This window comes from Sphingobacterium haloxyli, assembly GCF_002980525.1.
In the GTDB taxonomy this organism is placed as follows: Bacteria; Bacteroidota; Bacteroidia; order Sphingobacteriales; family Sphingobacteriaceae; genus Sphingobacterium; species Sphingobacterium haloxyli.
In genome coordinates this window covers 45,262-64,792 of the sequence record NZ_PVBQ01000014.1, presented here as the reverse complement: position 1 = coordinate 64,792, position 19,531 = coordinate 45,262, and the positions used below count along the sequence as shown (strand labels likewise).

The window sequence follows — 19,531 nt, the reverse complement described above, 5'->3', positions numbered from 1 at the left end:
CAATCTATGTAAAAATATGTCAATGCAAAAGTTTCCTGTTTTTAATCAAATTGGCATTGTTCCAAGATGGACCATTTTTATTTTTGACTTAGCTATCGCAGCTATAGCTTTTGTATTCGCTTACGGCTTATTCCATTCGTTCAATATACAGGCATACGCCCAATCCCGCTTTGCTGTCGAATTGATTTACTGTTTAGGTATTACCTCTTTTTCCTTCCTGGTTTTCAAACTCTATTCGGGTATTGTACGCTATACCAGTGCTGTTGATTCCATCCGAATACTATCAACGTTGCTTTTCAACGTCATTATTCTGTTCGGTATTAAGTTGATTATGATTGCCAGCAACGTTCCGACACTTATTCCCGTTAATGTAATCATTGTATATAGTTTGTTTGCATTTACCGGCTTAACAACCTATCGGACCTTGATTAAAATATTTTTTCAGTATAATAAAACTAAAGCTTCGGATAAAAAAAATGTAGTTGTATATGGTGCCGGTGATTTAGGTATAGCCGTAAAACGTACGTTTGACCACGACCTCAAGTCCAACAAATACATCGTTGCCTACCTAGATGACGATGACACTAAGATCGACAAATACATTGATGGTATCAAAATTTTCAGTTCAAAGGATCTCGGGGGATTGATCAATCGACTGGCTATTGATGAGTTAATTTTTGCTTCGCACAGAATCAGTACAGAAAAAAAGAATCAGGTTATCGATATTTGCCTAGAGCAAAAGATAAATGTGCTTACCCTTCCCCCGGTGAGCGAAATTATCAACGGCACCGTCTCGCCCACACAAATCACCAAAGTCAAGATCGAGGATTTATTGGAACGGGCTCCTATAAAATTGAACAACGGGACACTTTCAGAACAACTAAGAGGAAAGCGTATCTTGGTGACCGGCGCCGCAGGTTCTATCGGAAGTGAAATTGCTAAACAATTGGGGTACTTCGAGCCGCAACTTATTATCCTATGTGATCAGGCAGAATCCCCTTTACATAACCTTCATTTAGACCTACAAGAGCGATTTAAAGGCCAGGCTTATCAAGCTTTCATTGCGGACGTGAAAAATGAGGGACGGATGCGAACACTGTTTGAGACCTTTAAACCTCAATATGTTTATCATGCGGCAGCATACAAGCACGTACCCATGATGGAAAACCATCCTATTGAGGGTGTACGGACGAACGTATTGGGTACATTTACTTTAGCAAACTTCGCGATCGAGTTTGACGTATCGAAATTTGTTTTTGTTTCTACTGATAAAGCTGTCAACCCCACGAATGTGATGGGGGCGACTAAGCGTATCGCCGAAATGTATGTACAGTCCTTAAACAACAGTTTGACTACGAGTCGTCCAAATGCAAAGACTCGATTCATAACCACACGCTTTGGGAATGTTCTGGGGTCAAATGGCTCCGTTATTCCGCGTTTTCGGGAACAAATCGAAAAGGGGGGACCACTTACAGTTACACACCCGGAGATCACACGCTATTTCATGACCATTCCCGAAGCGTGTCAATTGGTTATCGAAGCAGGATGCATGGGTAATGGGGGGGAGATTTTTGTATTTGATATGGGAAAATCAGTCAAGATCGTTGACCTCGCAGAAAAAATGATTAAACTTTCAGGCTTTATTCCCTACCAAGATATCGATATTAAATTCACAGGACTACGTCCGGGTGAAAAATTGTACGAGGAATTGCTCAACGACCTAGAAAACACGCTTCCTACTCATCACCAAAAAATCATGATTGCAAAGGTCCGAGAAAATAGTCTTTCATTGGTCAGCGAACAACTTAATCGTCTTTTTGAGACCGCCAAAGCAGACAATAATGTGGAGGTTGTTCGTCAGATGAAAGCTATTGTTCCCGAATTCAAGAGCCAAAACTCGATCTATGAGCAGCTAGATGATAGTATTCCCTCTAAAACCAACGAATAGAAAACAAAACGTTTACTAAAATCTACACGTGAAAAGTATAGATCCACGTGAATATTCGTTATTGTCGATAAAAGACGAGTAAAATACCCCAGAAAACTTGCAATAAAATTTTAAAAGTGTAATTTTGCGTTCCATATTTATTATACGATAACAACAAATGTCAAATAAAAACGTAAATCAAACTGAACCTAAAAAACCTTCAGGTTCATTTTTTCAGGATAATCAAAAAAGTATCACCTTCATTGTTGGAGGCATCATTCTTTTGATTTTACTGTACTTAGGTTACCAGCGGCTATACCTAGCCCCTCGCGCGGAAAAGGCAGCAAACCAACTATATAAAGCAGAAGAATATGCTGCAATTGACTCTCTACAAGCGAAAGCTATTGAAGGAGACGGTTCATTTTTAGGTTTTAAGGAAATAGCAGAAGAATATTCCAACACGAAATCAGCGAATATTGCAAATGCTTATCTGGGTGGATTGTATTTGCGTCAAGGAAATTTTCAGGAGGCAATAAAACACCTACAAAAATATTCGGACACGGGAAGCGACATTTTAGACCCGTTGGTTACTGGATTAATCGGAGATGCTTACTCAGAATCCAAAGATTATAAAAGTGCGGTCACTCACTACAAAAAGGCGGCGCAAAAAAGTAAAAACACCTATACAACACCCCTATTCCTTAAAAAATTAGGTCTAGTATACGAAGCATTAGAGGATTTCAAAAATGCGGAACAGGCTTATCAATCCATCAAATCCGACTATCCAAATAGTCCTGAAGCGAACATGATCGATGGCCTTATAGCACGTGCTCAAGCAAAACAATAAAAAATCGCTCACTAGGGGATACAGGCTGCTTATTTTTTGTAAGCAGCTTTTTTTGTGAACGAGTTTGTTTTCAATGGTCATCAACAACATCGTGCGCTTTTTCTATCCGTCGGCGAATTAGGGATTCATGAAGGTTTTATTTATCTTTGCCCCATGTCTAGTAGCATGAAGAATTTGTCAGACTTCTCACATATAGAAGTTGGCAACGCGAAGGGTCTAAAATTCGCAGTCGTCGTTTCCCAATGGAATGCCCAAGTTACGGGAGCCTTGTTAGGTGGTGCTCTGCAAAGCTTACAGCAACATGGGACTCTAGAAAATGATATCGATATTATCCACGTTCCCGGTAGTTACGAATTGATTTCTGGAGCTGATATGGCACTTCGTAATAAATCGTTTGATGCAATTATATGCCTTGGTTGCGTCATCCAAGGTGAAACGAGGCATTTCGACTTTATATGCGACGCTGTGGGAAACGGTATCGCTAACGTTGCTATCAAACATAATAAACCGGTTATTTTCGGCGTACTAACGACAGACAATATAGAACAGGCTTTGGATAGAGCTGGGGGAAAACATGGTAACAAGGGAGAAGAAGCTGCCATTACCGCAATCCAAATGGCACTCATCAGTAAACAATACTAGTGCTCGTTACGTTATCCTTAAATAGGAAGGAGTCAACTATGAGAACATTCCTAATAGCAATCATTATCGGCGTACTTTCCTTTTCATATGCCCCTATACGGGCACAGGAGGAACAGGAAGCGAGCAGAGTATTATTGAAAGGAATCGGTGGAAAGGACAAGTGGGACAGTACAAACTATATTCTCTTCACGGCAAATGGAAACGACGCTAAATACTTTCAAGATGCGCGGAGGTTTCTCATCAATACGAAGTCAGGACAAGCACGGTTCGAAGGCAAAACTAACGACGGAAATAACGTTGTATCCCTGTTCAATTTTAAAACAGGTAAACTAACGAAGCTTTTTATCAATGGCAATGAAGTAACACAGGCGGGTTCTAAAACGAGCGAGCATTTTACCAGAGTTACCGAGCAGTTCAAAAAGGATTATACATTTCTTTTTCTGCCAGTGTTGATCGAGCAGCCCGAAACAAAAACAGGGAAGACGTCCACTACGATTTTTAATGCGGAAAAACTAAATTCGCTGCCGTTTCAACTAAGGGGAGGTGCATCAGGCGAGATATTGTTTAATGGCGAAACGGGATGGATTAAGCAATTTGTCGATAAAGAAGGCCACACGTATCTTGTAAACGGCTACAAGGATATAGGTGGTGGCTTATTCCTTCCTACCACCTTTACAAATCTAAAGAATAATGAGAAAAGTATAGTATTTTCCACCGTAGCGGCATTTACGGAAATGGAAGAGTCAAGATTTTCAACATTGTAATATCCCGCTATTTCTCGTGGAAAAAGGTTTTTATAACGTCTAAGCGTAATTATTATCTTATTTTTCTCAAGCTGAAAACTATTTTTTTAATTTTATTTTGTACAATAAATAATCATTTCTATATTTGCACACCGAAACACAAAATCGGCCCGTTCGTCTAGGGGTTAGGACGCAAGATTTTCATTCTTGAAACAGGGGTTCGATTCCCCTACGGGCTACAGACAACAAAGGCAAGGCACAACGAAAAAACGCTGTAAACAAAAGTTTACAGCGTTTTTTCGTTGTGCCTATTCACCATTTCATTCACTAAGTCGCTTCAAGCGATAATTACTCCGTATCTTCAGATGTTAACAGAACCGGCGTTTGAGGGTTAAGAACAATGGCCCTTGCTAAGCTTTTGTGCAACAGTTTTTTGAAAAAACTTCTTGCGTCGACGAGCGTAACGAGGGTCATGTCAGCATTTAGCTGTTTGAGAATGTCGTTCACTGCCTCCACATTCTCGGGTACATGAGCGAGTTCCGCAGACAGATTGCTCAAGGGGGTCTCCTTTTCCAGTACCGCTTTCCATTCTTCTAATCGCTGTCGGTCACTTTCCACCGGCGCATCTTCCGCCTCGTGGATATGAACCAGTGTACAAGAAGGTCGCGCATGGTCAAACAAAGAATTAAAGCTGGTGAGACTCTTAATATCCCCCTGCTGATAATCACTAAAGAACACAACGTGTTCCAATTTGGAAGCATTTTTTGTATGCTCCGGAACGATCAACAACGGACGAGATACATCCTTCGCTACGTCATAGGTATTATTACCCAACAGGTCCTTCCTTCTGCCCGATTCTCCTTGAGCCCCCATAATTACCAGCTTGACATTGTTTTCCGCAATATAATCGTTAACGGCGTCCAGTAGACTACTTTTTTTGACGGCACTGGAGGCCACCTGTATCTCCGAAACATGACCCAGCTTCTCCGTAAACTCGCCAAGTCCGCTTTCTGCCCGACGTTTCGCTTGCTGTTCGTCCGTTTCATTGGCGCCAGCGGTCTGGAAGGCCGAGGTGAACGACTGGTAGGCGTGCAAGATATGGACGTCTGTCCCCATTTGCCGAGCGAGTTCTATCGCGTAACGTGCAGCTGTTAGCGAATTGTTTGAAAAGTCTGTGGGTACCAAAATGGTTTGCTTCATATCTGATTTTTTTTACCGTCCCGTATATTACACCAACGGGCTATTCCATCAAAAATACAAAGCCTCGATGGCTTTGGCAAGTAGATCCCGCACATAATATTGCACGTGGCGTTATTCAGGAAAGGAGTCACTTTTTTGATTCCAAAAATCCATATTGCGAAAATTGTATTTTGAATTGTTGAATACGGGGTCTTTCCCCTCTCTTATCTGCCCGTTGTAATCTTTCAGCAATACCAATACCCTGTTGTGCAAGAAAATAATGGCAATGACATTGAGCCATGCCATAATGCCGACACCAATATCCCCCAAGACCCATGCAGATTCTGCCGTGGATATACAACCTAAATATACCGATAAAAGGATGAGGAGGCGCAATACCCATATCAGTAATTTGTTTTTGCTCGCCGCCATTACAAAACTTACGTTGGTCTCGGCAATGTAATAATAGGCCATGATTGTGGTAAAGGCAAAAAAGAAAAGAGCAATCGCTACAAAACTATCCCCCAACAGTGGGAAATGTTTCGCGACGGCATGTTGCGTATATTCCGGTCCAGCCTGTATGGACTCATGAAGGTTCTGAACGAGAAAACCTCCCTCCGGATCGGTTACGTTGTACTGCCCCGTAAACAGTATCATAAACGCCGTTGCTGTACATACGAATAGGGTGTCTACATATACGGAGAACCCTTGTACCAGCCCTTGTTTTATAGGATGGCTTACCGCCGCTGCTGAAGCCGCATGAGGCGCTGTACCCTGTCCGGCTTCATTGCTATAGATACCACGCTTTACCCCCCAAGATATCGCCATGCCAATGATGCCACCAAAGGCAGATTCCGTGTTAAAGGCCGCATCAAATATCACGGCAATAACCGCCGGTATCTGTTGAAAATTGAGCGTCATGATCACGATCGCCATTAAGATATAGGCTCCTGCCATAAACGGTACAACATACTCCGCCACCCGGCTTATACGTTTGACACCCCCAATAATAATAAAGGCAAGAAGCGACACCAATACTATTGCAATAACGTGGTGGGAAATCCCAAAAGAGGAATGAACAGCTAGCGAAATGCTATTGCTCTGCACACTTGGCAATAAAAAACCGGTACTGATAATGGTAACAATCGCAAATGTCCATGCAAAAATTTTCGAGTTTAGCCCTTTCAAGATATAAAATGCTGGCCCGCCCCGATACTGTCCATCCTTCACCTCCTTGTACATTTGACCAAGGGAAGCTTCAATGATGGCGGAAGAGCTGCCAAGAAAGGCAATTACCCACATCCAAAAAACTGCTCCCGGACCGCCCATACCAATGGCAGTAGCGACACCTGCAATATTACCTGTTCCAACACGTCCAGATATTGCAAGGGAAAAAGCCTGAAAAGAAGATATGCCTCGATTCGAGTTACTACTTGCAAAAAGCAGTTGGATCATATGTTTGAGATAACGTATTTGCGGAAACCGAAAACGCAAGGTAAAATAGATCCCCGTCAACAGACAAAGGTAAACAAGGGCGTCGCTCCAGACAATATTATAAATTTGGTTTATGAGTTGCTGCATCCAATGATGTTGTAGTTTAAGAGCCCTAAGGTAGAAAAAAATACACACTAAAAACAAATTATAGAATTTACCTATCTTTTCGCTGTCGACTATATCTTCTATTTATAATCTAGCTATTTGTCGCGGCAGATATGATTTTTTTTTTACCTTTACCCAGAACCGCTTGCACTACATGTGATTAAGGTTGGGGACTGTGGTGGGTGCAAGATGAACTTATCGAAGGCGTTTTTGTCATTCTTAATATATAGAATCAACTTGAGCGTGGCTCGGTTTTTTATCTCCGCCAATCTATGGACATTCTTCCGCCCTGTTTCCCTGCCGCTGATACAAGCACATTTTTATGAAGAGGTTTTTTTGTATCATTAGAAAATTCAAATAATTGTTGCCCATGAATATTTACGAGGTTATTTCCATCGGTTTATATGTATTGATTATGATTTTGATAGGTATCTACGGATATCGGAAATCGACAAGCAATTCAGAAGAATTTCTAATAGGTGGGCGCAAGATGGGGCCATTTGTGACTGCCTTGTCGGCAGGGGCATCTGATATGAGCGGGTGGTTATTGATGGGACTGCCCGGCGCGATGTATATGATGGGAATGTCAGGCTCTTGGCTCGCTATCGGGCTGACAACAGGCGCATTTCTCAATTATGTCATTGTAGCACCACGCTTACGGGTATACACCGAGGTCGCTAAAAACGCCATAACGCTTCCCGTATTCTTTGAAAACCGATTCCGCGACAAGTCACAACTGTTGAAACTAGTATCGTCTGTTTTTATTTTGATATTCTTTACCTTGTATACGTCCGCGGGCATGGTATCCGGTGGTAGGCTGTTTGAATCTGCTTTTAACATGGATTACAGTATCGGTCTGTGGGCAACGTCGCTAGTCGTCGTTTTTTATACGTTCATAGGCGGTTTCATGGCCGTCAGCCTAACAGACGCAGTACAGGGCACCATCATGGTCATTGCGCTGCTCCTAATACCGTCGGTTGTTGTTTTTCAATTAGGGGGGGTAGAAGAAACTATAGACATCATCCAACGCAAGAACACTAACTATATGGATATGCTGCGGGGAACTACTACTATCTCTATTATTTCTCTTTTGGCTTGGGGCTTGGGATATTTTGGCCAGCCGCACATTCTCGTCCGATTTATGGCAATCGATAGTGTGAGGGACATAAAAAAAGCGAGGCGGGTAGGTATGACCTGGATGGCGGGGACAGTCTTTGGTTCCTTGCTCCTAGGGTTTTTCGGCATTGCGTACCTTCAACAGTTCGATGCAGAAACCATGCTACGTTTTGATGCATCGCAAGAAGTATCCGAAACGATATTCATATACCTTTCAAAAGCACTTTTCCACCCGCTTATCGGCGGATTCTTGCTTTCTGCCATTTTAGCCGCCGTTATGAGTACGATATCATCCCAGCTTTTGGTCACCTCCAGTTCAATGACTGAAGATATTTACAGAACATTTTTTAATAAACACGCCAATGCAAGGAACATGCTTATCATGAGCCGTATTTCTGTCCTTGTCGTTGCTATCGTTGCTTTCTTACTCGCATTGAATCCGCAAGAAAGCATTCTTGGTCTTGTAGGTAATGCATGGGCCGGATTTGGCGCAGCCTTCGGCCCGTTGGTTATTCTCTCGTTACTTTGGAAACGTATGACAGTGGCGGGAGCCTTGTCGGGTATGTTGGTAGGAGGAGCCACAGTCTTACTTTGGATTTACATTCCCCACGACTATAAGGAAGTATATGAAATTATTCCGGGGTTTCTATTAAGCTTTCTGACGATTGTTGCAGTCTCGCTGATGGGTAAGCCTGTCTCGGCAGAAATAGAGCAGGAATTTGACGAGGTCAGGACGAGGACCTCCAACGCCGACAAGCAGTAAAGTAAACGAAGAAAGCATCAATCATAATTGATGCTTTCTTCGTTTACAAATTGGCAATCGGTACAAATAGCGAAAAATTTATATTTCCTTTAGCTCTCCAACCAATTTAGTAATGGTTTGCTTCGCATCGCCAAAGAGCATGAGACAGTTATCTGCACCAAATAACTCATTCTCAATACCAGCATATCCTTTCCCCATGCTTCTTTTAGTAACAATAACAGTCTGCGCCTTCTCGACGTTCAAGACAGGCATGCCAAAAATTGGACTGTTCGGGTTTGTTTTAGCCGCAGGATTAACGACATCATTAGCTCCGACTACAAATACCAGATCTGTATTTGCAAAGTCATCGTTAATTTCGTCCATTTCGATAAGCTTATCGTAAGATATATTTGCTTCTGCTAAGAGCACATTCATATGTCCCGGCATTCTACCCGCAACGGGGTGAATAGCAAAACGTACGTCGACACCTTTTTTTTCACACAATTCACTTAGTTCTCGGATCGTATGCTGAGCTTGTGCAACTGCCATTCCGTAGCCGGGAACGATAATTAGAGAAGAAACCGAATCAAAAATTTGGGCCGCTTCTTCAACACCTACTTCTTTCACGACTATTTGTGGACCGTCAGCCGATGTGCCTCCCCCACCAGATGTCTGGCCAAACCCTCCCAAAAGAACGTTTGCAAGTGAACGGTTCATTGCCTTACACATAATTTGTGTAAGAATAATCCCTGAAGCTCCTACCAACGCACCGGATACAATGAGCACATTGTTGTTAAGAACAAAGCCTGTTGCACAGGCGGCCATTCCCGAATAGGAATTTAGTAAGGAGATAACAACCGGCATATCAGCTCCGCCGATGGGAATAACCACAAGTATCCCTATGCCTAACGCAAGGACACCCAGTAAAATGATGTAGATCGGATTCGTAAAGTCTGTCAATGCAAAAACTGCGACAACCACAGACAATACTAAAAGAATTAAATTGATGAGGTGTTGACCTGTAAAAATAATCGCTCGACCCGACATTTTTCCGCTGAGCTTCATAAAGGCAATAATCGATCCGGTGAATGTGACTCCCCCTATGAAAATACTCAAAGCAACGCTAACGCCTGTTACTACATCAACCTCTAAATTACGTTGTTGTGTATTTAGCCAGAAATCGGATAAAGCGACAGCCAGCGATGCTAGTCCTCCGAAGCCATTAAACATGGCTACCATCTCGGGGATCTTTGTCATTTGCACCTTAAATGCAATAGTTAACCCAATAGTGCCCCCGATAAGAACGCATATAAGAATATCAATCAGTGAAATAGCCTCCACCTGAACAACAGTTGCCAATATGGCGATGAACATACCAACTGACGAGACGATATTTCCTTTACGAGCAGTTTTTGTACGTCCTAACATTTTAATGCCAGCTATAAACAATATAGAGGCGACTAGATATGAGATTTGTATTACGATGTTCATTACTTTCTATTTTTTTTTGAACATTTTGAGCATCCTGTCAGTAACCGTATAACCACCAACCACGTTGATGGTGGCTAATATAAGTGCCAGCATTCCCAGCCACTTACTTACAGAAACAAACCCCAATTCATTACAGGCTAGAATTGCTCCCACAATCGTGATTCCTGAAATCGCATTTGATCCCGACATCAGTGGAGTATGAAGCGTTGGAGGCACTTTATTTATTAGTTCAAAGCCCAAGTAACTGGCTAATATTAATATGTACAATAGAATGATAAAACTCTCAGCAGACATAACTTATGATTTTTAAATTATTTAGATAAAATAGATTTTGTAAATTCATGCACCAATTCCCCTTGGTGTGTAATTAATGCACCTCTGGTTATTTCTTCGTCCATTTCCCATTTAAAGCCTTCATTGCTGGCCAGGTGAAGTAACAGAGCACTAATATTGGTTGCATACAGTTGACTAGCATTGACGGCTAACAATGACGGAATGTTAGATTCTCCGATTATAGTGACATTATGCTTTTCGACAGTTTTGTTGAACTCTGAAATTTCACAATTACCACCAGATTCAACCGCCATATCCACAATGACAGAACCGGCTCTCATCGATTTAACCATTTCTTCTGTAACCAGAATCGGTGACTTCTTACCCATCACCAGCGCGGTTGTAATGACAAGATCAGCGTCTCTGATTTTATCTTTAATCAATTGCTGCTGTTTTGCTAGAAATTCTTGCGAAACTTCTTTCGCATAACCGCCTTCTGTTTTTACCTCTTCGGCGCTCTCAACAACTAAAAAGCGGCCACCTAACGATTCCACTTGTTCCTTTGTCTCTGGACGCACATCGGACACTTCGACCACAGCACCAAGACGTTTGGCTGTAGCGACAGCTTGTAAACCAGCTACTCCAGCTCCAAAAATAAGCACCTTCGCGGGGGTAATTGTGCCCGCAGCGGTCATCATCAATGGGAATATTTTCCCCAATGCATTCGCTCCTATGACTACCGCCTTATAGCCAGCCAAATTTGCCTGCGAACTCAAGGCGTCCATTTTCTGCGCCCGTGATATACGAGGCACCGCATCCATAGCGAAGGACGTAATTTGACGAGCGTTTAGCATATCGAGAAGTTCCGGTTGCGTATAAGGATATAGCAAAGAAATACTGACCGCTTGCTTCTTATACTGCGAAGCCTCTTCTAACGTAGGAGCATTCACCTTGAGAACGACGTCTGCATTAAAAATATCGGCTTTCCGAACAATGTCTGCGCCTGCCAGCTTATAATCTTCATCCGCGAAGTTGGAGCCCAGCCCAGCGCCACTTTCTATCTGAACCTTAAAGTCCTTCTTGACGAGCAGTTTAACTATCTCCGGACTAAGCGCCACTCTGCGCTCACTAACTTTGGTTTCTTTAAGTACCCCTAGAATCATTTTTTTTAAATATGATATTACAATAAACCAATTGCCACTAAAAAATATTGCAAATTCGCCGAATATAAGACATTAATTAATATAATTAAAATAAAAAGAGGTGATAAATAAAATAACAATTATTTATCACCTCTTTTAGTATGGAATTTATATTATTACAGGCTAACTATTTCGGATTTATAATCGGAATACATTTCACTTTGTTCCTACTACGATTGTGCCATTGCTACGCTATCCCAATTTATTTTTTATTCTGCGCTTTTCTATCCTTTTTTTCGCGCTCCAAAGGGCGATCCGTAGGATCGTTTGGCATATCATTCAGTTGCTCTGCTTGCGAATCTACCCCCGCTTCTCCATCGCCGTCTTTAGTACGTTCTGTCTTTTCGATCACCGACCCAAGTTCCTGATAAGTATCGCCTTCTTTTTTTTTCTTTTTCTCTCTGAGACCTGTCTTTTCATTCTCTACTTTTGTTGCCATCGTTATTTATTTATAAGGTTTCTATTGAATCTCCCTCCATAGAATGAGAAGAAATATGAGATTCGGAGGATGTCACCTGTAGTTCCTTGGCCTTCTCCAAGTGGCTTCTGAGCGAGGGCACTTTTTCTGCCGCCCAACTTCTAAATTCTTCATCATTTAAATTATTGGACGCATTTTCAAATAATGCGATAGCATTCTCGTGCATTTTTACCGCGACATCCTTGAAGGCTCTGTCAAAATCTGTTCCTGTCAGCACCGACAGCGACTTCAATATCGAGGCCTGATCTTCTTCCATCCCATCTGGTACGACCAGCTTTTTGGACATAGCAGCTTCCTCCAGCTCCTCCAATACTTTGGTGTGATCGTTGACCAACATCTGACCATATTGCTTAATCTCCTCATTTTCTGACTGATTTAAGGCCTGTGTTCCCAATGCTATTTCAAATTGATTCGAACTAACCGCTTTCGTTAAAAACTCTTGGTCCCTATTGGCTTCCTGCGCGGATATATTTGGTAAAAATAGAATAACCGTACCTAGCACGGCGAAACAATACTTGAGATATCTTTTCATACCTTTGTTGTTTTAGTGAACAATTACGACCGTCCCATGTAAATCGGAACGGCCTTTAATCTCTCGATATTAATCGTGTCCTTGTGTTTTTACGATCTTATTGTAAATGCCAAAAAGTAAAAAAGGAGCGACCCACTGTCCGACAAATAAAGCGGTATGCTTATGTCCCATACATTTTAACGTAGCGGATGCCGCCATCGCCGCAATGGCGACACATAAATATGCCTTTGACGGCACTTTTGCTGTTTTGTTTTCAATTTCCTTGGTCATTTCGCCTTCCTTCGCATTGACGTTTTTTTCTAAATTTTCCATGTTATTCTTTTTTAATTAAACCATCTATTTTTATTACTGCTTCTTATTGTTACCGTATACACTTGCTGTAATAGCTTCAAGAGTACAACATATCTCTTTCATAGTAAAAGGATTGTACCTCGAAATAGTTGGCTAAAAATTAAATTAGGGTATTTCACGCCGTCTCAACACGTATCTCACACTCCGACTCGTATTTATCGCTTTAGGTATATATTTAATAAACAATCCCTTATAACAGATTGTTCATTAAATACGGTTAAAAGAAAACGACAGAACAAAAACATAATCAGATGAAAACAATTATCATTACAACGGACTTTTCAGAATCAGCACTCAATGCTGCCCGATATGCCGCGAATCTAGCAAAATCTGTAGAGGCAAATCAAATTGTACTTTATCATGCATATGACAATCTGCCCATTGGCACAGATCTTCCGATGACAGACGCAGCCCCTTCTCTTATAGAGAAACAAAGTATATCAAATTTAGAGGCGGTACAGCAGGAGTTAATACAGATACTGGGTGGGAACAGCACTGTGAACATCCATATGGTAACGAATAACTTCCCGTTGCTACACGGGATTGAAGGACTTCTCGAAAAATGGGATGCTGACTTGGTCGTAGTAGGAGCCACAGGAAGGAGTAATTTGGAACAAGCGCTAATTGGCAGTAATACCGCCAATTTAGCGTCATCCTTAAAGCAACCATTACTTATCGTCCCAAACCACGTTGGCTATGAACCCATACACAAGATCGTTTTCGCCTGCGATTTAAGAAAGGTATCGTCTAACACGCCCGTGGCCGAAATTACCCAGTGGTTAGAGAGACTTCGAGCAAAATTACTAGTTCTGAATGTGATGCCAGAAGGGGAACGAGCAAACCCCGACACAACTACGGAGCAATATAAAATTAATGCGTTATTGGAAGTAGTTCAACCGGAATATCACTATACAACAGGTAATGATATTGCAGAAGAAATAGAAACTTTTGCAGAATACCATAACGCGGGATTAATCGTTACTATTCCAAAATCATATGGATTCTTTGAGCGACTCTTTCGCCGAAGTGTAAGCAAACAGCTGATCAAAAAGTCGGGTATTCCGCTGTTGCTTCTTAGAGAAACTGAGGAATAGAAAGCCTCATGAACGTATGTAAAAAGCCTTGACGATCCTTAATAGGGTCGTTTTTTGTTCAACACCTTGTATACAGATTAACGTAAACCGAGCAAATATCATAGTTAAGGGTATTTATTTTATTTTTCGGGTATTTATCACTGCAACTATATTTAACTGAGAAGGTTCAATTAACACATTAAATACAGTAAACATAATGAAATGGGGCTATAGCTTCGTTTTATCACCAACTTAAGAATTAAAAATAATCAGATGAAAACACAAAACTTTTTTGCTGAGAACGGACAAGGTCCTATTCTAGCTTTCGCAGTGGTAGACCCAGCATCTGATCCTGCGACTCCGAATCGCGGCGGAGAAGGAAATTCACCGGATGAAGAAAATCTACCCGATGGCGGGGAACGCATTGAAAATCTTCCTCCTGAACAACCTGATGTAGATCCTCTGGAACGGGAAGAACCGGAATTGGATGAAATCGATGAGAACCAGCCCGATGAGCAACCTGACATCGCTCCATTAGAAGCTCCAAATCCCGATATCGACGAGATCAACCCGGACGCAGAACCCGAAATTAATGAACTCTCGACGCCGGAGCCTAACATTGACCGCGGTACTTCAATCGAACCGGGCACAAATCCTACCGGAAGAGATTCGCGATTCATCTAATACGAGGAGAGACGAATATTGTCTTCGGCGCATATATATTGAACACTATCCGTCATGGAAAGCTGATTTACCCGATGTTCGCATAATCAACCATGATGTGAGTACCGGCAGCATACGGTACAGAGGCATCACAAAAAGGGCAGTATAGTCATCATAACAGTTTTTTTAGCCCGAGGATACCTTGACCCCTCGGGCATCCATATCTTCCTTAAAGGATTCTAAAAATCGACTCCGAAAGCGTTCAATATAACGAACGTGCTTAATGCCTACTTGAATACTAAGTTGATAGCTATCAACCGTAATTTCCTTTGTGAATATTTTCATGGGAATAGATCGGTCTATCTCCTCAAAGCTCGCCAGTTTGACTTCCAATTCTTGCTTGACTTCCTCAACCCGAATGGTATTGTCCACAGTTAATGTCATATTCACACGAATATCCGCGTCTCTAAACGTCCAATTGACTAGCCTTCCAGAAAGTAGGTCACCGTTAGGTATAATTACTCGAGCTCCTTCATCAGTCAGTAACGTACTGGAACGAATACCGATTTCCATCACCTGGCCTTTTTTATCAGCCAATTCCACATAATCACCGATCTTGAAAGGTTTTTCGAAAACCAGAATAATACCCGAAACGAAATTATTGATGACATTCTGTAATCCTAAACCTATACCGACACTCAAAGCACCAATAATAACCGTCAATTTATCGATCCCTAAACCGAGTATACTAATGCCTATCAAAAAACCTATAACGATAATAAGCAGCCTAAACAGCGGGAATAGCGTCACCTTCCGAACTTGCAACTCATTTTTAGGCGAAGAATCATCTAATAGATTTTTCAAGTTTTTCTGAAACCAGTTTGCTAACCAAATAACAGCGCCTGCAAGCATAAGATTACCATAGGCAAACGCAATTCCGCCGATTTTATGTTCTGTCATGAGCAAACGTTCCAACAGCGAACTCGCTTCTCGGACGAGATGGAAATTGTTCAACAATACTAACACAATCAATGCAGCCGAACAAAAACGGAATAGGCGTTCAAAACTCAGCAACATCCGCTTCAGATCGAAACGGCGCAACATAGCTTCGGGCTTCGCTCGTTCATATTGCTGTTCAATATCGTGAAGTAACATTTCGCATACAGCACGTAGTGCAATAACTTGTAACAATCCAATACCCGCCGCTAAACTCCACATACGCGCAAAACTGACATATCCCATTATATTTAGCACGATGGCCAGAAAATGTCCTAGTATAATCACCCAACGGGCATAGAGGTGAATATATCCTATCGGATTATCGACGTCTGTCCGGCGTCCTATAGACCAAACCACGACCATACCGATGACGTTAGCCAGTATTGCAAAAACCTTCGTCCACCACGGGGCGGATAAAAAGAGATTCGCAACTATCAATATAATATAGGAAATGAAAATCAGCCCCAGTACTTTCCGTTTAAAAGCCGAAAGTTCTTTGTATAAAAGAATATAAAGGAACACGAAGACGAGGAAATAGCTGCTTTCAAGAATAAGCACAGGCACAGACAAGGAGGCAAAAGGCAATAACGTCAAAAAGAAAATGGACGCTTTTAAAAACGGGATCCATAATGGTTCGTTCTGATATAATCGAAATTCCTCATCGTCCTGCTCTGCCTTACGCCCCAACTTATACATCCAATAAAAATAAAATAGGCTTACCAAAATTAGAAAAAGACGATTACTCCATGCCGGAAAATCGAAAAACCCTGAAGTGGAACCATCCTTCCCTAAATTGGTCTGTACCGCCCGCACGATATGCCGTCGAACAGGATCATCCTTCTTAACGGTGCTCGTATCTACGTCATTTATTGCTACTTCTGCTCGTTGGTTGCCAAGCCATCTTTCCAGATAAATGACGTCGCCAATCAGTCTTTCATATCCATTGATCAGATGTGACAATGTGTCCACCAAGTCTTTATTTTTGTTTTCGACAGAATCCGTTTCCAACAATTCTTCTAAAACTAAACTATCCCCTTCCACAGGTGTAGGCTCAGGTGTTAGCAGCCATGTCGTTCGGGCAGTCTTAATATCATAAATAAATTTTGAAATCCCTTTCTTTTTCTCAATCAGAAAGATCAATGTGCTATCTAGGGCGGTGGTATCACGTGCCCCACGCTCGAAAAAAAGACGCTTTTTTACACTATCGACAGTGGTTGAAAAGGTATCTTGTACCCGTTTCCAATGCTGCACCTGTGCTTGCCTTTCCTTCCAAATGACCTCTTGTGAATGAAAGAGCGAATCTTGGGAGTGGGCCACAGGATAAATGGTGCCGTACAGCATCAACACAAAAAGCCACTGTACCAACCTTCTACTCTTCTTCATTCCGCCCATAGTTGTAGGAATAGAACACCATTTACGGTTCAAACGTTTTGTCCTGATATGGCGTAAGGTGTCCTTTGTTTGATCCATAACCTGCGCATGGCTTTACCGGGCTTTATTTTGAAGCAGGCCCGCGACCGTATTCTCCAATTCATCCAAATCAAACGGCTTGGCTAGGTATGCCTCTGCTCCTGCCTGTTCCGCGAGCGAACTTACATCGTTGTTCGCTGAACAATAAATGACGGGGATATGCTTAAAAGCAGGGTCACTTTTGAGTATTTGTGTGGCTTTTACACCGCCAATATTAGGAATCCAATTGTCCATAATAATCATGTCCGGGCTTACTTCTTTAACCCGTTCCAAAATATTATGCGAGGTTTCGGAAATTTCTACTTGGTATCCCGAGGATTCGAGAACAATGGTAAAAACATCTAAAATATTGGTATCATCATCAAATACAAGTATTGTTTTGTTCTTCATGGTGCTGTTAAATTAATAGTCCGTACTCAACTGATTAATGAAGGAAGCCATTTCTTCTGGTTTTAAAACCGTGTCGACCTGTAGATTAAGAAGGGCCTGCTGAGGCATATAAGCTATTTCGGCTGTGTCCGGATCCTGGACCAGGATTGTACCTCGCTGCTGTGCTATACACCGCAAACCGTCGATACCATCTGTATTGGCTCCAGATAGCAACAGCGCAGTGGTATGCTCCGTAAATATTTGTGCGGCAGATCGAAAAGAGACATCGATAGATGGCCGGGAATAGTTAATTTTCTCCGAATAATCCAAAGAGACTAGCTGCTTGTTTTCAAATAGAAGATGATAATCTGCCGGCACTAGATATATGTAACTTGCTTTCAGTGTCATTTTATCATACGCTTCCTCCACTGGCAAATGGCTACGAGACCCCAGTACTCCTTCCAATATACTTTCGGGATGCGATTGGCGATGAACCACCACTACTATGGGAAAAGAAAGGTGACCATTAAGATGAGGCAATACCTCCAGAAGGACGCTGATGCTTCCCGCAGACCCGCCTACTAATAGAATCTCTGTCACCTTTTTCATGGTCATTTTTACTAGGATATTTTTTTCCAAATTCGATCCTCATTCCACTGTTTGTATCGGTGCTCGACATCGGAAAATCGAAGCGTTTCTTTGGCTCCCAACGCCAAAAAACCAAGTGGCTGAAGACTATCGTCAAAAAGTTTAAACACTTTGTTTTGAAGGTCCTTGTCAAAATAGATAAGGACATTTCTGCATAAAATAAGCTGAAATTCATTAAAAGAGGAATCTGACACCAAATTGTGGGTGGAAAACACCATTCTACTACTTAGATCAGAATGGAATTTTGCCACGTCATACATCGAAACGTAATAAGAAGAAAAATCCCGTTTTCCAACTGATAAAATATAGTTTCTGGAATACTGTTTCATTTGATTTAATGGGAAAATACCTTTGGAAGCCTTTTCTAGCACGTTGGGATTAATGTCCGTCGCATAAATCAATGTTTTATCAAACAAATTAGCTTCCTTTAGCAATATGGCCAGTGAATAAGCTTCCTCGCCTGTTGAACAGCCTGCAACCCAGATACGAATGAACGGATATGTTCCTAGGACGGGTAATATATGCTGGCGTAACGTAGCGTAAAATTGAGGGTCCCTAAACATCTCCGTGACATTGACGGTTATTTCTTCAATAAAACGCGATAGATAGGCACGATCATGCGTAAGCCTATATCTTAATTCCGCAAAGCTTGCGAACTTATCGAGCATACATATTCTATTGAGGCGTCGTTTTAAAGACGCCTTGCTATATTGTGTAAAGTCATAACCATACAAATTGGAAATATCCTTTAACAGCATTTCCATATCCTCGTCCTTCACGATATCCAGCTCTATCATCTATAACAGCTCCTCAATAACTTTCATTAACTTATCCACGTCGATGGGTTTCGCAATATAATCATCTGCTCCGGCCGCCAAGCATTTCTCCCGGTCGCCACTCATTGCATTTGCTGTAACAGCAACTATTGGAACCCTTCCATATACATCCGAACCTCGAATCTGTTTTATAGCTTCATAACCATCCATTTCGGGCATCATCATGTCCAACAGCACCAACCCTATCTCGGAGTTAGATTGCAAAAGCTGCAAGCCTTCTAGCGCGTTCTGAGCAGATAAAAACTTATATCGCCTAGCCTTCAGCGTTAATTGTAACGCGAAAATATTCCGGCTATCGTCATCGATAATTAAAATTACCTTTTGCGTATTCATTGTCATGTATAATTCCAA

Annotated in this window: 20 protein-coding genes and 1 tRNA gene; 8 read left to right on the top strand and 13 right to left on the bottom strand. The window is 41.8% G+C overall.

Features of this window, described 5'->3' with window-relative positions:
- The first annotated feature begins 16 nt into the window (after positions 1–16).
- The 5 genes from C5745_RS15655 to C5745_RS15635 all read left to right on the top strand — a co-directional run bounded on the left by C5745_RS15655 (position 17) and on the right by C5745_RS15635 (position 4,398).
- Positions 17–1,948, top strand: a complete 1,932-nt coding sequence (locus C5745_RS15655; protein WP_243403372.1) for a polysaccharide biosynthesis protein — start codon at positions 17–19, stop codon at positions 1,946–1,948.
- 157 nt (positions 1,949–2,105) lie between these two features.
- A complete protein-coding gene (locus C5745_RS15650) occupies positions 2,106–2,774 on the top strand; it encodes a tetratricopeptide repeat protein (protein WP_105717948.1) in 669 nt (222 codons plus the stop codon).
- A gap of 153 nt (positions 2,775–2,927) precedes the next feature.
- The gene (ribH, locus tag C5745_RS15645) at positions 2,928–3,416 is read left to right on the top strand and encodes a 6,7-dimethyl-8-ribityllumazine synthase (protein WP_105717987.1); all 489 of its coding nucleotides are present in this window, start codon (positions 2,928–2,930) and stop codon (positions 3,414–3,416) included.
- A 38-nt stretch (positions 3,417–3,454) separates the two neighbouring features.
- Entirely contained in the window at positions 3,455–4,180 is a 726-nt protein-coding gene (locus C5745_RS15640) for a hypothetical protein (RefSeq protein ID WP_105717947.1), read from the top strand.
- Between the two features lie 146 nt (positions 4,181–4,326).
- Positions 4,327–4,398, top strand: a tRNA-Glu gene (locus C5745_RS15635).
- 109 nt (positions 4,399–4,507) lie between these two features.
- On the opposite strand, the gene C5745_RS15630 is transcribed toward C5745_RS15635, so the two are convergent.
- A complete protein-coding gene (locus C5745_RS15630) occupies positions 4,508–5,359 on the bottom strand; it encodes a universal stress protein (RefSeq protein ID WP_105717946.1) in 852 nt (283 codons plus the stop codon).
- Between the two features lie 111 nt (positions 5,360–5,470).
- Entirely contained in the window at positions 5,471–6,919 is a 1,449-nt protein-coding gene (locus C5745_RS15625; RefSeq protein ID WP_105717945.1) for an alanine/glycine:cation symporter family protein, read from the bottom strand.
- 388 nt (positions 6,920–7,307) lie between these two features.
- Between C5745_RS15625 and putP the strand changes: the two genes are divergently transcribed.
- Complete coding sequence (gene putP / locus C5745_RS15620) at positions 7,308–8,816, top strand: sodium/proline symporter PutP (RefSeq protein ID WP_105717944.1); 1,509 nt, start codon at positions 7,308–7,310, stop codon at positions 8,814–8,816.
- Between the two features lie 78 nt (positions 8,817–8,894).
- Here the strand turns inward: putP and C5745_RS15615 are convergent, their stop codons facing one another.
- The 6 genes from C5745_RS15615 to C5745_RS15590 form a co-directional block, all read right to left on the bottom strand.
- Positions 8,895–10,286, bottom strand: coding sequence for an NAD(P)(+) transhydrogenase (Re/Si-specific) subunit beta (locus tag C5745_RS15615; protein ID WP_105717943.1), 1,392 nt, complete (start codon positions 10,284–10,286; stop codon positions 8,895–8,897).
- A 6-nt stretch (positions 10,287–10,292) separates the two neighbouring features.
- Positions 10,293–10,580: an NAD(P) transhydrogenase subunit alpha gene (locus C5745_RS15610; RefSeq protein WP_105717942.1), complete on the bottom strand. Its 288-nt coding sequence runs from the start codon at positions 10,578–10,580 to the stop codon at positions 10,293–10,295.
- 17 nt (positions 10,581–10,597) lie between these two features.
- Complete coding sequence (locus tag C5745_RS15605) at positions 10,598–11,722, bottom strand: Re/Si-specific NAD(P)(+) transhydrogenase subunit alpha (protein ID WP_105717941.1); 1,125 nt, start codon at positions 11,720–11,722, stop codon at positions 10,598–10,600.
- 241 nt (positions 11,723–11,963) lie between these two features.
- Entirely contained in the window at positions 11,964–12,200 is a 237-nt protein-coding gene (locus C5745_RS15600; protein ID WP_105717940.1) for a hypothetical protein, read from the bottom strand.
- Between the two features lie 10 nt (positions 12,201–12,210).
- A complete protein-coding gene (locus C5745_RS15595) occupies positions 12,211–12,771 on the bottom strand; it encodes a DUF4142 domain-containing protein (RefSeq protein ID WP_105717939.1) in 561 nt (186 codons plus the stop codon).
- Between the two features lie 69 nt (positions 12,772–12,840).
- Entirely contained in the window at positions 12,841–13,083 is a 243-nt protein-coding gene (locus tag C5745_RS15590) for a hypothetical protein (RefSeq protein ID WP_105717938.1), read from the bottom strand.
- Positions 13,084–13,373: 290 nt separating this feature from the next.
- Between C5745_RS15590 and C5745_RS15585 the strand changes: the two genes are divergently transcribed.
- Together C5745_RS15585 and C5745_RS15580 are read left to right on the top strand one after the other, a co-directional pair.
- Positions 13,374–14,216 carry a universal stress protein gene (locus tag C5745_RS15585; protein ID WP_105717937.1) on the top strand — a complete coding sequence of 281 codons (843 nt, stop codon included), beginning with the start codon at positions 13,374–13,376 and terminating at the stop codon, positions 14,214–14,216.
- Positions 14,217–14,468: 252 nt separating this feature from the next.
- Positions 14,469–14,879 (top strand): hypothetical protein, encoded by a 411-nt coding sequence (locus tag C5745_RS15580; protein ID WP_105717936.1) that lies wholly within the window; start codon positions 14,469–14,471, stop codon positions 14,877–14,879.
- Positions 14,880–15,044: 165 nt separating this feature from the next.
- On the opposite strand, the gene C5745_RS15575 is transcribed toward C5745_RS15580, so the two are convergent.
- Genes C5745_RS15575 through C5745_RS15555 form a run of 5 tightly spaced genes read right to left on the bottom strand, consistent with a single transcriptional unit; the run spans position 15,045 to position 19,513 of the window.
- Positions 15,045–17,327: a mechanosensitive ion channel family protein gene (locus C5745_RS15575; RefSeq protein ID WP_105717935.1), complete on the bottom strand. Its 2,283-nt coding sequence runs from the start codon at positions 17,325–17,327 to the stop codon at positions 15,045–15,047.
- A 15-nt stretch (positions 17,328–17,342) separates the two neighbouring features.
- On the bottom strand, positions 17,343–17,717 hold the full coding sequence (locus tag C5745_RS15570) for a response regulator (protein WP_105717934.1): 375 nt from the start codon (positions 17,715–17,717) through the stop codon (positions 17,343–17,345).
- 12 nt (positions 17,718–17,729) lie between these two features.
- Positions 17,730–18,305, bottom strand: a complete 576-nt coding sequence (locus C5745_RS15565) for a chemotaxis protein CheB (RefSeq protein ID WP_105717986.1) — start codon at positions 18,303–18,305, stop codon at positions 17,730–17,732.
- 11 nt (positions 18,306–18,316) lie between these two features.
- Positions 18,317–19,141, bottom strand: a complete 825-nt coding sequence (locus C5745_RS15560) for a CheR family methyltransferase (RefSeq protein ID WP_105717933.1) — start codon at positions 19,139–19,141, stop codon at positions 18,317–18,319.
- Positions 19,142–19,513 carry a response regulator gene (locus C5745_RS15555; RefSeq protein WP_105717932.1) on the bottom strand — a complete coding sequence of 124 codons (372 nt, stop codon included), beginning with the start codon at positions 19,511–19,513 and terminating at the stop codon, positions 19,142–19,144.
- Positions 19,514–19,531 lie beyond the last annotated feature (18 nt).